We start from the raw sequence: 15,222 nt of genomic DNA, 5'->3' as shown, positions 1-15,222 counted from the left end.
CGGTCGGCCGTCGGCGCGGCCCGGGCCGCTGTCAGCTCGCGACGCGGCGCATTCCGCGGTAGCCCGCGACCGACACCGCCAGCGCGACCGCCAAGATCAGCAGCGCGAGCACGATCGGGCCGATCGCAGCCACGATCGAGTCCATTCCCCGACCGAACCGGCTCCACGAGGTGTGCCACGCCTTGCTCAGGCCGTGCGGCTGATGTGACGCGGCAGCGACGAGGGCGACCGGGGTCACGTCGACGGTGAGGGTGGAGTACGACGCCTGACTTCCGAGCAGCTTGAGCTGACCGGTGAGCTGGTCGATCTGCTCCTGGACGGTCTGGATGCGGTCCTGCACGGCAAGCGTCGCCCCGATCGTCGTCGCGTGTCCGAGGATCGTGAGGTACGTCGCGCGGGTCTGTTCCAGCGCGTGCCGGCGGGCGGCGAGGTCGACGTAGTGGCCGGTGACGTCGTCGGCGGAGGTCGTCAGCGACAGCACGTGCCCACCCGCCACCTTCTCCGCGGCGCTGACGGCATCTGCGAAGTGCCCGACCGGTACGCGCAGCACGACCTCGCCCGACGGCTCGCCTCCCCCAGTGTTGGTGTTGCTACTCGCCACGTAGCCCCCTTGGGCCGTCGCGAGCGCCGTGAGGTCGCGGACCGCCGTCTGCACCTGCGAGGCGTCGACCCGAAGGGTGAGCTCGCCGGTCTTGACGATCTTCGTGGCACCCAGCGAGTCACCGGAGGACGACTCGCTCGCCGACACCTCGGGCGGCTGCTCGGCCGGAGTGCCCGCGGCGGTTGATCCCGCACCGGAAGCGGCGCTGTCGGCAGAGAACGTCGTCGCGCTGCGATGGGCCGCGAGCAACGGCGCGGCACCGACGCCTCCCGCGACGCCGACGCCGTTGGTGGTGCCGGCGGGCGCCTTGGCGATCGCGGCGCTCGCCGATGCGCCGCCCGCACTTTCGTTGCTCGGCGAGCCAGAGCCGCCTATCGCGAACGCGGTGGCGATCAGCGCAACGAGCAGCGCGAGGGTTCCGATCACCGCCGCTCGGACCCGGTGATCGAGATCGAATGCTCGGCCGGCTGTCATGACGCCTCCCCAACTTCGCGTTGCCAGTTGGACGCCGGGCGGGCGGTGGCGGTTCCGGCTAGGTTTCCGTTTCGCCGGAGTCGACGACGACGAGCACAGTCCCGGCGTCGACCTGCTGGCCGGCCGCGACGTGGATCTCGCTCACCGTTCCGTCGGTGGGACTTGCGACGGTGTGCTCCATCTTCATGGCCTCGAGCACCACGAGCGGATCCCCCTTGCCGACGCTCGCGCCTCGGTCGACCAGCACCCGCACCACCGATCCCGGCATCGGCGCGATGAGTGAACCTGCGGTGACGGCCTCAGACGGGTCGGCGAAGCGGGGAACCACGGTGTACGACGACGAACCGAGCGCGGAGTCGACGTCGATGATGCGCCGGTCCGTGGAGATCGCCACCTGCATTCGACGGCGTACTCCTGCCACGGTCAGGTCGACGACATCACCCGCCACGCCGTGGACCTCGACCGCCACGTCACGACCGTCGACCTCGAACGAGCCGATCACGCCACGCACGAACCGGTAGCTCACCGCCACCTGCGACTCGGTGTCGTCGAGCACGACCCGCTGTGGAATCGCCGGGTTGTTGCGCCAGCCGCTGGGCAGCCGCCGCCACGCCGGGTCAGCCGCTCGGTGCGCGGCCTGCAGCGCAACCACCGCCGCCGCGACGTGCGCATCGCGGTCGGTCACCGTTACCAGCGGTGAGCGGCCGAGCTCGGCGGGGTCGTGGCGGTCGAGATAGCCGGTGTCCGTCGCGCCCGCGAGGAACTCGGGCTCGCCCAGGATCCCGACCAACAGGTCGCGGTTGGTCGTGATCCCGTGAATCCGGGAGGCGCGCAGGCCGGCCGCCAGCCGGGCCGCCGCCTCGGCTCGGGTCGGCGCATGCGCGATGATCTTGCCGATCATGGCGTCGTAGTACGGCGAGACAATGTCGCCCGAGCGGACACCGGTGTCGGCCCGTACGCCGGCGGCGATCGAGAACTCGCGCAGCGTGCCGGTCACCGGCAGGAAGTCGTTGCGCGCATCCTCGGCGTAGAGCCGCACCTCGATCGCGTGGCCGTCGATCGAGGGCGACAGTGCCTCCGGCGGCAACGCTTCGCCCTGCGCGACGAGGATCTGCAGCCGCACGAGGTCCAGGCCGGTCACCAGCTCGGTCACCGGGTGCTCGACCTGCAGCCGGGTGTTCATCTCGAGGAACGCGTACGACGAGTCCGCCGCCATGACGAACTCGACGGTGCCTGCGCCGACGTACCCGACGGCTTCGGCCGCGGCGACCGCGGCCTGGCCGAGGCTCTCCCGCAGCTGCGTGGTCACCGCCGGCGACGGTGCCTCCTCGACGATCTTCTGATGGCGGCGCTGGATCGAACACTCGCGCTCGAACAGCGACACCACGTTGCCGTGGCTGTCCGCGAAGACCTGCACCTCGATGTGGCGGGGTGCCTCGAGGTAACGCTCGCAGAACACCGTCGCGTCACCGAAGGCACCGGCCGCCTCCCGGCTGGCCGCCTCGACCGCCTCGGCGAGCTCGGCGGCTTCCCGGACGACCCGCATCCCCCGGCCGCCGCCACCGGCCGACGCCTTGACCAGCAACGGGAAGCCGACCTCGGCCGCCCCGTCAACGGTCTCCGACCACGGCAGCGTCGGCACCCCGGCGTCGCGCATCAGCCGCTTCGCGCCGAGCTTCGAGCCCATCGCCTCGATGGCATCCGCCGGTGGTCCGATCCAGGTCAGCCCGGCTGCCACCACCTCGCGAGCGAAGCCGGCGTTCTCGGACAGGAAGCCGTAGCCCGGATGTACCGCGTCGGCACCGGCGGCTTGTGCGGCGGCGACGATGAGGTCACCTCGCAGGTAGGTCTCCGCGGGCGTGTTGCCGGGCAGCCGGACCGCCGCGTCGGCATCGGTGACGAACGGCGAGTTGGCGTCCGCGTCGCTGTAGACCGCGACGGTGGCGATCGCCATCTCGCGCGCGGTCCGGAACACCCGACGGGCGATCTCGCCGCGGTTGGCGACCAGGAGCCGCCGGATCGCGCTCACATCCGGAAGACGCCGAAACCCCGGCGCCCCTGGATCGGGGTGTTGTGCGCGACCGAGAGGGCGATCCCGAGCACCGTGCGGGTGTCGCGCGGGTCGATGATGCCGTCGTCGTAGAGGCGTGCGGTGAGGAACAACGCCTTGCTCTCGGCTTCGATCTGGTTCTCGACCAGCTCCCGCATCGCCTGGTCGGCGGCTTCGTCGTAGGGCTGGCCCTTCGCCTCCGCTGAGGCGCGGCCGACGATGGACAGCACCCCGGCCAGCTGCGCGGGGCCCATCACGGCCGACTTCGCGTTCGGCCATGTGAACAGGAAACGCGGGTCGTAGGCGCGCCCACACATCCCGTAGTTGCCGGCGCCGTACGACGCGCCCATGTTGAGTGTGAAGTGCGGCACGTCGCTGTTGCTGACCGCGTTGATCATCTGCGCGCCGGCCTTGATGATGCCCCGCTGCTCGTACTCCTTGCCGACCATGTAGCCGGTCGTGTTCTGCAGGAACAGCAGTGGGGTGTCGGCCTGGTTGGCGAGCTGGATGAACTGCGTCGCCTTCTCGCTGTCCTCGGCGAACAGCACGCCACGCGCGTTGGCGAGAACGCCGACCGGATACCCGTGCAGCTGCCCGAAGCCGGTGACCAGCGAGGTCCCGTAGAGCGGCTTGAACTCGTCGAACTCGCTGCCGTCGAGGATGCGGGCAAGTACGTCGCGCGGGTCGAAGGGCTCACGCAGGTCGGTCGGCACGATGCCGAGCAGGTCGTCGATGTCGTAGAGCGGCTCGGAGTACGACGAGGCCGGCGGGCGACCCAGCTTCTCGCGGTTGAGCCGGCGAACGATCTGGCGCCCGAGCCGGATCGCGTCGTACTCGTCGACGGCGAGGTAGTCGGCAAGTCCGCTGGTTCGCGCATGCATCTCGGCGCCGCCGAGCTCCTCTTCGTCGGCGACCTCTCCGGTCGCCATCTTCACCAACGGCGGCCCGCCGAGGAAGACCTTGGCCCGGCCCTCGACCATCACGATGTAGTCGGACATGCCCGGGACGTAGGCGCCCCCGGCCGTCGAGTTGCCGAAGACCAGCGCGATCGTCGGGATCGCGGCGGCCGACTTGCGCGTCAGGTCCCGGAACCCGGCGCCGCCTGGGATGAAGATCTCGCTCTGGGTCGGAAGGTCGGCGCCGCCGGACTCGACCAGGTTGACCACCGGCAGCCGGTTCTCGGTCGCGATCTGGGAGGCACGCCCCTGCTTCTTGGCGCCGAAGGGGTTGACCGCGCCGCCGCGCACCGTCGGGTCGTGGGCCTGCACGAGGACCTCGGTGCCCTCGACGACGCCGATGCCGGTGACCACGCTGCCGCCGACGGTGAAGTTCGTGCCCCACGCGCACAGCGGGGACAGCTCGAGGAACGGGGTGTCGGGGTCCAGCAGCAGCTCGATGCGCTCGCGGGGCAACAGCTTGCCGCGCTGGTGATGGCGCTCGACCATCCGTTCCCCGCCACCCGCCGTGGCGAGCGCGAGCTGGCGCTCGTGCTCGGCGAGCAGCTCCAGCAGCGACTCTCGCCGGGCGGCGTACTCCGGCGCGTCTCGGTCGACGCGATCGGGAAGCACCGGCACGGTGCCGGAGCCTATCTACAGCGCGCTGAGCTGGTCGTACTCGTCGTCGGAGAGCGACACGTCCGCGGCCGCGCAGTTCTCCTCGAGGTGCGCGACCGACGAGGTCCCGGGAATCGGCAGCATCACCGGCGAGCGGCGCAGCAGCCACGCCAACGCGAGCTGGGAGGCCGATGCGGAGTGCTCGTCGGCCATCCGTGCGAGCGGCCCCCCTTCGGCGGCGAGCTTGCCGGTCGCGAGTGGGAACCACGGGATGAAACCGAGACCTTCACGGTCGCAGTAGTCGACGACGTCCTCGTGATGGCGGTCGGTGAGGTTGTAGAGGTTCTGCACGCTCACGACGTCGACGACGGCTCGCATCGCCGCAATCGTCTCGACACCGACCTCCGAGACCCCGATGTGGCGGATCTTGCCCTCGTCCTGCATCGCCTTCAGCTCACCCAGCGACTCCTCCATCGGCGTCGCCGGGTCGACGCGATGCAGCTGGTAGAGGTCGATGCATTCCAGCCGCAGTCGCCGCAGCGACATCTCGACGCACTGGCGCAGGTACGCTGGACGTCCCACCGGACGCCAGTCGCCCGGGCCGGCGCGAGTCAGCCCGCCCTTGGTCGCGATGACCAACCCCGAGGGGTAGGGGTGCAACGCCTCTCGGATCAGGTCCTCGGAGACGAACGGGCCGTACGAGTCCGCCGTGTCGATCAGGTCGACGCCGAGATCGACCGCCCGACGCAAGACGCGGATGCACTCGTCGCGGTCGCGCGGCTCACCCCAGATGCCTTGGCCGGTGAGCTGCATCGCGCCGAAACCGAGGCGATGCACCTCGAGGTCACCGCCGATGCGGAACGTTCCCGACGCGTGTACCGAGCCCAGCGTTTGTGTCACAGCGTCAGCATTCCCACCGCGGTTGCGGGCTCAATCACCGGGGGCGCAGCTCCCACATCGCGATGCCGGCGGCGGTGGCGACGTTGAGCGAGTCGATCCCGGCGGCCATGGGGATCTGGACCGCAGCCTCACACGCCTCGATCGCGGGCCGCGTCAGCCCTTCGCCCTCCGTCCCCACGACGATCGCGATCCGGTCATCCGGGTCGAACTCGACGCCGCCGAGGTCCACGGCATCCGGCGCCGGCGTCAGCGCCAAGGTCCGAAAGCCCGCGGCGCGCAACCCGCCGATCGCGTCCGGCCAGGAGGTGGCTCGTGCGTACGGGACGGTGAAGACGGCACCCATCGAGACCCGCACGCAGCGCCGGTAGAGCGGATCCGCGGACTGCGGCGAGACGACGACGCCGTCGACGCCGAGCGCCGCGGCGGTGCGGAAGATCGCGCCGAGGTTGGTGTGGTTGACGAGGTCCTCGATGACCGCGAGCCGGCGTGCGCCGCGCGAGACCTCGTCGACCGACGGGAGCTCACGACGGTGCACCGACGCGAGCGCCCCGCGATGCACGTGGAAGCCGGTCAGGGACCGCAGCAGCGCGTCGCTGCCGACGTACACGGGCGCGTCGGCGCGCGCGAGCCACGGCGCGGAACGGTCGAGCCACTGCGGCGTCATCAGCGCCGACCGCAGCCGGTAGCCGGCGTCGAGCGCACGCTCGATGACCAGCGCACCCTCGGCGATGAACATCCCGTGCGGTGACTCGACCGACATGCGCAGCGCGACGTCGGTCAGCGCACGGTAGTCGGCCAGCCGCGGGTCGCCGGGGTCGTCGACCTCGACGACGAGGTCCAACTAATCGAGCAGGTCAGGCTGCTCGCGCACGATCTTCTCGTACAGCGGCTGGAAGGAGAACCAGCCGGCCAGCTCCGAGCCGACCGTCTCGTGCGTCTTCTTCGCCTGGTCGAGATCGATGTGGACGACCTTGCCGGCCGCCTTGGCCAGCAGCTGCACCTGGCAGGAGCGTTCCATGGTGATGAACCACCAGACGGCGGAGTCGACGGAGGTGCCCGCGGTGAGCAGACCGTGGTTGCGCAGGATGACGGCCTTGTTCTCGCCGAGGGCGTGGGCGATCCGCTTGCCCTCCTCCAGATCGGTCACGACCCCGGTGTAGTCGTCGAAGAGGGCGTGGTCGTCGTAGAAGGCGCAGACATCCTGGGTGATCGGCTCGAGCAGCTCGCCGAGCGCCGACAGCGCCCGGCCGTACGTCGAGTGGCTGTGCGCGGCGGCCACGACGTCGGGCCGCGCCTCGTGGACGCGCGAGTGGATGCAGAAGGCGGCCTCGTTGACGTGGTAGTTGCCCTCGACGACCTCACCGGTGTCGTTGACCCGGATCAGCTTGCTGACCGAGACGTGTGCGAACGGCACGGCGAACGGGTTGACCCAGAAGGTGTTGGGCTCGATCGGGTCCCGCGCGGTGATGTGACCGGCGACGCCCTCCTCGAAGCCGAACTTCGAGAACAGCCGGAAGCCGGCGGCGAGGCGCTCCTTGCGGTGCTGGCGCTCGTCCTCGAGCGAGTCGAACTTCGGGGGCAACGGGAACCACTTGTCAGCCATGCGCCGATTATCCCTCCATCTCGGCGGGATGTCAGGCGTCAGGGTTCTGCTTGCGCCACTCCCGCATCCGGCCCTCCGGACCGAGCTCGAACAGCCGCTTGCACTCCGGACAGATCGGGTACTTCTTGGGGTCGCGGCTCGGTACCCAGACCTTGCCGCACAGCGCGACCACCGGCGTACCGGTGACCATCGCCTCCGTGATCTTGTCGCGGTCGGCGTAGTGCGCGAAGCGCTCGTGATCGCCGTCGTGGGTCGGCAGGACGTCGGGACGCTCCACGACCCGTACGTCGGTGTCCACCTCGGTCACGACCCGAGCGTAATCCGGTCATTGCGGGGTGAAGTAGGCCGAACGGTTGGTGGGATACGCCGTTCGCCGAGCAGAACCGTCACAACGAGCCATGGCGCGGCACGGCCGCATGCCCGACAACTGAGAGGAAACGGTTCGGCGACTGAAAGAGGAGTCGTGAACGCACTCGAGCAACTCGTCAGCGAGGCATGTGACGACGGAGCGGTGACCGGGGTCATCCGGCCCGCCGCGATCGTCCCGGAAACCGCCGGCCGCGAGATTCTCGCCTTCCTGTCGCTGCACGACGTGCGCATGGGGGGTCCGTGGCTGCCGGAGCCCACCAGCTGGCGGCGATACGACCAGCCGTGGAACGGCGCGGACCGCGGCCCTGGCACCGCGCAGCTGCTGGGGACCATCCAGATCATTCATGGGACGCCCACCCGCTTCGAGATCACCCTGTTCCGGGCGACGATCACCCTCGAGGGGCGCCAGCTCGGCTACACCGTCACCTCCCTGTGCGACGAAGCGCTCGGCTACGGCGGGCTGTCCCTCGCCACCTGCCCGAGGGCGAAGCTGAGCCCGCCGCCGCAACCGTTCCGCTTCGGCCGCTAGTCGGTCAGCAGCCCGTCGGCCACCGGTTCGCCAGCTGCGGGGAGCCGCGGGAGGCGGTGGCCAGTGGCAGTCCCGCGGTGACGAGGTCGTTCATCGCGGCGAGGACGGTGCGCGCCTCGTCGGTACCGGTCGACCAGCCGCTGGCCTGGGTGAGCGCCGGGCCGGCCAGCGGGTGCGCCGCCGCATCGAACAGCTCGGCGATCCCGGAGCGCCCGTAAGCCTGCAGCGCGGTCTCGAGGGAGTAGATGCCGATCGTGCCGGGAGTCAGTGCCGCTGCGAGACGGGTGTCCTCGACCATCGCTGCGAGATTCCGGTACGGGCCCTGGCCCGCGACGCCGAGGCTGAACCCAGCGGCCGTGCCGTACCAGCGGCGCATCGCGTCGATGTAGGAGGCGAGGATCGACGACCCGGGGTCGGTGCCGATCAGGCTGGCGTAGACCGAGCGCATCACCATGAAGGCAACCTGGCCGAAGGTGCCCGGCCGCGGCACAGCCATGTCCAGGCCGTCGGAGAGCGCAAGGTCCCCGTCGGCGACGTCGTCGAGAAGGAAGGGGTACGCGGCCGCGCTCGTCGAGTACCCGCGTCGGGTCAGCCAGCCGGCCAGGCGCTCGATCTCACCCGTCGCGGCGCACTGGTGTGCCGGGTCGACGTTGCGGTCGAGCATCGCCACTGCCGGGAACGGATCCCGCAGCGCCTCGCTGGAGATTGCGCTGTCTTGCAGCGGTGACTCCAGATCCAGCAGCACCTGCTCGGGTCGGAACCCGATCCGGTGCGCCCACGCGTCGAAGTCGCGTGCCGCCCGGTCGAAGGTGGCCACGTTGTCCTCGGTCAGCCAGTAGCCGTCGGCGTACGGGACCGTGAGCCACGCGACGATGCCGACGTGATGGCGCGCCGCGGTCCGCAGGAACGCCACGAGCTCCCCGAAGTGCGGCGCTCCCTTCGGGACCGGGCCGAAGTCGCGCCGCCAGCGGAGGTTGACGCTCAGCCACGCCCTACGCCGCTGCAGCAGATGCCAGAGGGCCGGTGTGTACATGCTGAGGTTGCGCCGGACCGTCCAGTAGCTGCGCGGGTCGGGAACCCGGCCGCTGGTGAAGCCCTGCAGCGTGGAGTCCTCCTCGGCGGCGGCGAAGACCAACCTGGAGTGCGGCGCCGGCGAGCGTGACGCGACCGGGCCGGACGTGCGCTCGGCGGGCAGGAGCCGTCCCGAGCCGGCGGCGGGGCTGGCGGTGGCGGTAGCGACCGGCAGCAGGAACACAGCGGCCGCGGCCGCCGGCAACCACGCTGTGCGTCTCACCGACCCCAGTCCCGGCGCGATCGCGGGCCGAGCAGCTGCGCCAGCAACTCGGTCCACGCGCTGCCAGGGATGCTGGGGTCGGCCGCGCGCTGCGCGCCCACTCCGAGCAGCATGCCGAGCACCGCGACGGCCATCGTCTCGCTGACCTCACCTCCCAGGCATTCCGCGACCAGCTCACGAGCGCGTTGCCGAAGCCGCGCGTAGCGCGCCGCGGTCGCGGCCAGATAGCTGTCATCGGTCACGCTCAGCGCCGCGATCTCGAGCTCGAGGCGCATCCAGGCCGGGTCGCCGATCGACTCATCGGCCCAGCTCGTCATGGCGGCCAGCCAGTCGTCTCGGCGCAACGCCTGCTCGAGCCGCTCCTCGACGTCGGCGTACAGCCGATCGATCACGGCGATACCCACTTCGGTCTTGCTGGCGAAGTTCGAATACACCGCGCCGCGGGTGTAGCCGGCCTCGTCCCCGATCTGCTCGAGCGTCGTCGCGCGGAAGCCGTCGCGCAGGAACAGCGTCGTCGCCGCATCGACGAGACGCTGGCGGGTGCGCTCCTTGCTCTCGGCGCGGGTCAACCGCCGGGAAGGGGTGGTCACGACAGTGCCACCACTGATATACCGGGAGTATCCACATATTCAGAATATCTCAGTGGGAGCCGATGAACGCTCTGCAGCGCCGCATCGTCGACACGATCGAAGGCATCAGCGGCACTCATGACGACCCCGCGGTGTACGGCGGGCCCGCCGGCGACCCGGGGCTGTGCGGACCGGACAGCGTCTCGTGGAAGATCAACAGCGACCTCAGCGCGGTCGGGCGAGCCGGCACCAGCGCCATCGTCATGGAGCTTCTTCACCCGTCGGTGATGGCCGGCGTCCAACAGCTGTCCAGCTACCGCGAAGACCCGTTCCGGCGGGCCCGTACCACGCTGGGCTATGTCCTCGCGACCACGTTCGGCAACACCGAGGCTGCCACCGCGCTGATCGACAAGGTCCGGCACATCCACGGCTTCGTCGAAGGCCACCGACCCGACGGCGTGCCGTTCCGGGCGCTGGATCCGAAGCTCCTCGCGTGGGTGCACACGATGATCCCGTGGATGATCCTGCGCAGCTACGAGCGCTACAACTCACCGCTCAGCGCCGAGGAAAAGGACCGCTACCTCAAAGAGCAGGCGCTCATCGGCCGCATGGCCGGCGCGTCGGGGGTGCCAGAGTCCATGGCAGAGCTCGCGGACTTCGTCGACGCGATGCGACCTGAGCTAGCCGTGACCGCACAGCTCGGGGAGTTCTTCGAGTTCCTGCTGACCGCGCCGTTCCTGCCGACCCGCACGCCACGCCCGATCGACCGCGCGCTGCACGCCTACTTCGTCCGCGCCGGGATGAGCCTGGCACCCGACTGGGTGCGACAGATGACGGGCTACCACCACTCGTCGGTGGTCCAGACGGTGATGTTCGAGCCTTACCTGCGCGCCGACGCGCGGCTGACCCGGTGGGCGTTCGATGAACCGAAGTACGTCGCCCTAGCCAAGGCGCGGGTGGCACGACACGGCGAGGTCGCCGCAGTCGACGTGGCGGCCGGGAATCGACACCGCTGAGGCGAAAGAGGACGACAACAGGTCCGACCTCGCCTTGCCCACGACGGTTGTCGCGAGCAGCCGACGCACGGCGCCGGCGTCGTGTCTGAGGAACAGGTCGAACCACGCCCGCGTGTAGTACTCGAACCGTTCGAGCTCGACGTTGCCACCGGGGGCGGGAAGCTGGCTCTGCGCCCAGTCCAGATGTTGGGCGCCCCGGAACACCACCTCCATCGACGGCACGCCGTGGCGGACCCAGTCGTCGTACGCCGTCTTCTTGATCTGCGGGCCGCGCTGCAGCTGGAAGCCCGCGCTGTCGGAGGCCTCTCCCAGTGACGGCACACGCGGCCGGACCGGCACCGGCGGGCCGAACGGGATCCCGCCGCCGATGATCTCGCTGGCGGGCGGCCCACCGCTCGGCGAACCCGCGTCCCCGTCGAGGTCGGAGGCGAGGTTGTCCCACGCGACGACGGCGTCCACTCGTTTGTCGACACCTTGGAGGTAGCTGACGGCGCGTGCACCGAGCGAATGGCCGGCGAGGCCGATCTCGGCCGGGTCGACAACCGCGCGATACGGGTTGTGCCGCGACAGCAGCTCGTCGATCCCGCTCTCCGCCGCATCCACGTAGTTCGCGGACTGCTGGAACGGTACGCCGGGACACGGGGTCGCCTGGCCGGGCTCGATGGTGAGACGGCACGGCGGTGACCCGATCGCACCGCTGCGACCGACTCCCTGCGGATCGACCACCAGCGCCACATAACCGTGGCCCGCCAGATCGCGCGCCGACCACTCGTAGAAGCTCTCCACACCTGGCCCGGATCCCGGCACGATCACGACGGCGGGCCGGCGTCTGCCCGGCGGCGTTCGCTGCGGCGCGAACTCGACCCCGTAGAGCGTGGCACCGGTCGCCGCGGACGGGAACAGCACGGTCCGTTGCTGCCACGTGCCTTCCCATGCGAAGGACGGCTCGCTTGCCTCATAGCCCCCCACCTCGCCGAGCCCGATCGGCAGGTCGGACTTCGCCACCTTCGCCGCCGCGACCACTGGCGGCTGGATCGGCCGCGGGTCGCGGCAGGAGGAGACCGGGATCGGCGGGTCGACGTCGGCACCGAGCTTGCCCGCCGGCGTGGTGCTGGCGGATGAGGTCATCGCGAGCTCGTCGGCGACCTGGTTGGCCAGGCTCACCTTTCCGGGAGGCAGCTTCGCCAGCAGGTCGAGCTCCCGGCCGAAGCCGTTCGCGACGGCGGCCAGGGCGCTGCCGCTGACACCGGCCGGCGTGTCACCCGTGGTGTGGAACCACGCACTGCTCCCGGACTCAGCCACGATCGGGATGCCGTCGGCATAGGCAAGCGACTGCTCCCCCGGGTCGCTGATGCCAGGCGGGGTGGTGAGCAGCGGCTGCGCGCCGGCGAACGCCGCGGTGCTGGTCGCCTCCAGCAACGGGTTCTCGCTGACGTAGAGCGAGCGCGTCGGATCCCCGATCGGGAGCGGCTGCGCCGAAGCGCCCGGCGTCTGGGCAACCGCGGCCACGGACGCGCCGAGGTGAAGGTAGGCGTCGGCGGCAGCGAACCAGTCCGGGTGCGTCGCGAGCAGCACCGGGAACCCGAGGTAGCCGACCTCGTGCCCGGACAACCCGGCGAAGACCAGCCCGACCGGGCGTTGCGAGCGCGGCATGGCCGCGTAGTGCCGCGCCAGCCCGACGAGTGCCGCAACGCCTGCGCCGCGCTCCGAGGCAGCCGCGTCGTACGCCGACGTCGGGGTGCCGATCACCTCGTCGCGGTTCGGATCCGTCCCGGGCAACGTCGCCCACACATCACTCGTGCACGACCTGCCGACGTAGGCGCTCAGCGTCAGCCGCGCGGTCTTGCCCGCCTTCGCGGCCGCTTCGAGCGCAGTCGCCGCACGAGAACCGACGATCACCGTCGGCAGCCGCCCGACCCCGGCACGGGAGTCCACGTCCTGCTGCACGGGCAAGCCGTCGGGACCGTCGGTGACGGCCACCAGTCCGGCGGCGTGCTGCTTGGCGACCGCGCCGTACGCCGTCGCAAAAGTCGGGGTCAGCCCGTCCACGTCGGGGACGGTGACGACCGCGATCTTCCCGCGGACGTGCGCGCTCGTCACCTGCTCGGGCAGGCCGAGACCGACGTCGACGAGGGGCGCAGCCACGCCGTTGTCCGGCGTGACGCCGGAGTAGAGATAGGCGTCGACGTCGGTGGCCGTGTAGCCGCGGGTCGTCAGCGAGACGTGGGTGGGGCGGAAGCCGAGGTAGGTGTAGTAGCTACGGCCGACGGTCAGCCCCGCATCGCGCAGCTGCGTCGCCAGCCAGTCCTGCGTCGCCGTCTCGTGCGACGAGTCCGTGAGGTGGTCGGGGGCAAGGCCGGCGTAGGCGCGCACCGTCGTCATGAGGGAGGCCGCCGACAGCGGATCCGGCTGGGTACCGGTCGCCGCCCTCGCGACGACGCCGCCGGGCAGCGCGACGCTGACGAGTACGGCGACGACCAGCCCGCACAGCCACGTCGCGCGCCGCCGGGCAGGCATGGCGCACGGTTTCGACGTCGTCGATCTTGTCTCCTCTAAGGTCGGACGATGCGAGCCATTCAGATCACCGAGTACGGCGGGCCCGAGGTCCTGACGGTTACCGAGGTGCCCGATCCGGTCCCGTCCGAAGGCTTCGCTGTGGTCAAGGTCACCGGTGCCGGCGTCAACTACGCCGACACCCACCAGACCGAGAACACCTACCTGTCCGCGACCCGGTTGCCGATCGTGCCGGGCAGCGAGGTCGTCGGCACCCTTCCTGACGGGCGACGAATCGCCGCCCTCGTCGGCACTGGCGGCTACGCGGAGTGGGCCGTGGCGCCCGGCTTCCTCAGCTTCGACCTGCCCGACGCCGTCACCGACGGGCAGGCGCTGGCGCTGATGGTGCAGGGGCTCACCGCATGGCACCTGCTGAAGACGTCGACCCACCTGGCCGTGGGCGAGACCGTCGTCGTGCACGCGGCCGCCGGCGGCGTGGGCACGCTGGCGATCCAGCTGGCCAAGCTGTGGGGCGCCGGCCGGGTGATCGGTGTGGCGTCGTCGGCGGACAAGCGCGAGCTCGCCGCGAGCCTCGGGGCGGACGCCACGGTGGACCCGGCCGCCGACGACCTCGAGTCGGCGCTGCGCGAGGCCAACGGCGGCAAGGGCGTCGACATCGTGCTGGAGATGACCGGCGGCAACTCCTTCGATGCGAGCCTGGCTGCGCTGGCGCCGTTCGGGCGACTCGCGACCTTCGGGATGGCCGGCCGCGTGCCTCCGCAGCCGATCGAGCCGCGGGTGCTGATGATCGACAGCCGCACCGTCGTCGGCTTCTGGCTGACCAACTGCATCGGACAGCCCGGCATGGTGCACGAGCCGATGGCGGCGATGCTCGACCTCGTCGCGGCCGGCCGCCTCACCCCGATCGTCGGCGCGACCTATTCGCTGGCGGACGCGAAGCTTGCGCACGAGGATCTGCGGGCACGTCGTACGACGGGCAAGCTCGTCCTCGACCCGACGAGGTAGCCCGCCGGTCCCGATAGAACGCGCACAGAAGGGAACGTCTCGCGCTATGCCGCACGACATCGACCCGGAGTTCAGCGCGCTACCCCTCCACGCAGTGGCCGACGCGGTGCTCGACCGCGCACGCGAGCTGAAGGTGGAGCACGCGGACGTCCGCGTCGAGCGCATCCGGACCGGCGACCTCGCGCTGCACGACGCGCGCCTGGAGACCAGCCACGACGCGGACGAGCGCGGCCTCGCGGTCCGGGTCGTCCACGACGGGACGTGGGGCTTCGCCGGCGGTGCGGTGGTCACCCCGGAGGCGGCACGCGCGCTGGTCGACCGCGCCGTCGAGGTCGCCAAGGTGTCCAAGCCGGTCACCGGGGAGCGCATCGAGCTGGCGGCTGAGCCCAGCCACGGTGAGCAGGTGTGGGTCTCCTCCTACGAGGTCGACCCGTTCAGCGTCACCGAAGGTGACCGCATCGCGTTGCTGGCCGAATGGTCTGCGCGACTGCTCGGCGCGAAAATCGTCAACCACGCGGACGCCACGCTGAAGCAGGTCCGGGAGAACAAGTTCTTCGCCGACCTGGGCGGGACGACGACCACGCAGCAACGGGTCCGGCTGCAGTGCCAGCTCACCGCGCTCTGGGTGGACGAGGCGAGCGGCCGGTTCGAGACGATGCGCACGATCGCGCCGCCGGTGGGACGCGGCTGGGAGTGGATGACCGGCGGCTACGACTGGGACGCGGAGCTGGCCCAGCTGCCGGAA

At 70.7% G+C, this 15,222-nt stretch carries 14 protein-coding genes; 4 read left to right on the top strand and 10 right to left on the bottom strand.

Annotated features, from left to right (window positions below):
- Window positions 1-31: 31 nt before the first annotated feature.
- The 7 genes from VG899_09730 to VG899_09700 are packed head-to-tail and all read right to left on the bottom strand — an operon-like array spanning window position 32 to window position 7,488.
- Window positions 32-1,075 (bottom strand): DUF4349 domain-containing protein, encoded by a 1,044-nt coding sequence (locus tag VG899_09730; GenBank protein ID HWA66631.1) that lies wholly within the window; start codon window positions 1,073-1,075, stop codon window positions 32-34.
- 58 nt (window positions 1,076-1,133) lie between these two features.
- Window positions 1,134-3,104 (bottom strand): biotin carboxylase N-terminal domain-containing protein, encoded by a 1,971-nt coding sequence (locus VG899_09725; protein ID HWA66630.1) that lies wholly within the window; start codon window positions 3,102-3,104, stop codon window positions 1,134-1,136.
- The gene (locus tag VG899_09720; GenBank protein HWA66629.1) at window positions 3,101-4,699 is read right to left on the bottom strand and encodes a carboxyl transferase domain-containing protein; all 1,599 of its coding nucleotides are present in this window, start codon (window positions 4,697-4,699) and stop codon (window positions 3,101-3,103) included. The genes VG899_09725 and VG899_09720 overlap by 4 nt, the downstream gene beginning before the upstream one ends.
- A gap of 15 nt (window positions 4,700-4,714) precedes the next feature.
- A complete protein-coding gene (locus tag VG899_09715) occupies window positions 4,715-5,578 on the bottom strand; it encodes an aldo/keto reductase (protein HWA66628.1) in 864 nt (287 codons plus the stop codon).
- Between the two features lie 34 nt (window positions 5,579-5,612).
- On the bottom strand, window positions 5,613-6,419 hold the full coding sequence (locus tag VG899_09710; GenBank protein HWA66627.1) for an RNA methyltransferase: 807 nt from the start codon (window positions 6,417-6,419) through the stop codon (window positions 5,613-5,615).
- A complete protein-coding gene (locus tag VG899_09705; GenBank protein ID HWA66626.1) occupies window positions 6,420-7,181 on the bottom strand; it encodes a class II aldolase/adducin family protein in 762 nt (253 codons plus the stop codon).
- Between the two features lie 31 nt (window positions 7,182-7,212).
- Window positions 7,213-7,488, bottom strand: a complete 276-nt coding sequence (locus VG899_09700) for a DUF3039 domain-containing protein (protein ID HWA66625.1) — start codon at window positions 7,486-7,488, stop codon at window positions 7,213-7,215.
- Window positions 7,489-7,644: 156 nt separating this feature from the next.
- On the opposite strand from VG899_09700, the gene VG899_09695 reads away from it, so the two are divergent.
- Complete coding sequence (locus VG899_09695) at window positions 7,645-8,079, top strand: hypothetical protein (GenBank protein HWA66624.1); 435 nt, start codon at window positions 7,645-7,647, stop codon at window positions 8,077-8,079.
- A 4-nt stretch (window positions 8,080-8,083) separates the two neighbouring features.
- Here the strand turns inward: VG899_09695 and VG899_09690 are convergent, their stop codons facing one another.
- Window positions 8,084-9,373 carry a hypothetical protein gene (locus VG899_09690; GenBank protein HWA66623.1) on the bottom strand — a complete coding sequence of 430 codons (1,290 nt, stop codon included), beginning with the start codon at window positions 9,371-9,373 and terminating at the stop codon, window positions 8,084-8,086.
- Window positions 9,370-9,963: a TetR family transcriptional regulator gene (locus VG899_09685; protein HWA66622.1), complete on the bottom strand. Its 594-nt coding sequence runs from the start codon at window positions 9,961-9,963 to the stop codon at window positions 9,370-9,372. The genes VG899_09690 and VG899_09685 overlap by 4 nt, the downstream gene beginning before the upstream one ends.
- Window positions 9,964-10,025: 62 nt before the next feature.
- Here VG899_09685 and VG899_09680 point away from each other — a divergent pair, with 62 nt between their 5' ends.
- Window positions 10,026-10,958 carry an oxygenase MpaB family protein gene (locus VG899_09680; protein ID HWA66621.1) on the top strand — a complete coding sequence of 311 codons (933 nt, stop codon included), beginning with the start codon at window positions 10,026-10,028 and terminating at the stop codon, window positions 10,956-10,958.
- Here VG899_09680 and VG899_09675 read toward each other — a convergent pair.
- Window positions 10,884-13,475 (bottom strand): hypothetical protein, encoded by a 2,592-nt coding sequence (locus VG899_09675; GenBank protein ID HWA66620.1) that lies wholly within the window; start codon window positions 13,473-13,475, stop codon window positions 10,884-10,886. The genes VG899_09680 and VG899_09675 overlap by 75 nt on opposite strands.
- Before the next feature lie 48 nt (window positions 13,476-13,523).
- Here VG899_09675 and VG899_09670 point away from each other — a divergent pair, with 48 nt between their 5' ends.
- Both VG899_09670 and VG899_09665 read left to right on the top strand, forming a co-directional pair.
- Entirely contained in the window at window positions 13,524-14,477 is a 954-nt protein-coding gene (locus VG899_09670) for a zinc-binding dehydrogenase (protein HWA66619.1), read from the top strand.
- 46 nt (window positions 14,478-14,523) lie between these two features.
- Window positions 14,524-15,222 (top strand): DNA gyrase modulator (locus tag VG899_09665; GenBank protein HWA66618.1); only part of this gene is annotated, 699 nt, incomplete at its 3' end.

The organism is Mycobacteriales bacterium (assembly GCA_035550055.1).
Taxonomy (GTDB): Bacteria; Actinomycetota; Actinomycetes; order JAFAQI01; family JAFAQI01; genus DASZTV01.
The sequence above is the reverse complement of the archived record's forward strand: the minus strand, read 5'-3'. Positions and strand labels throughout refer to the sequence as shown.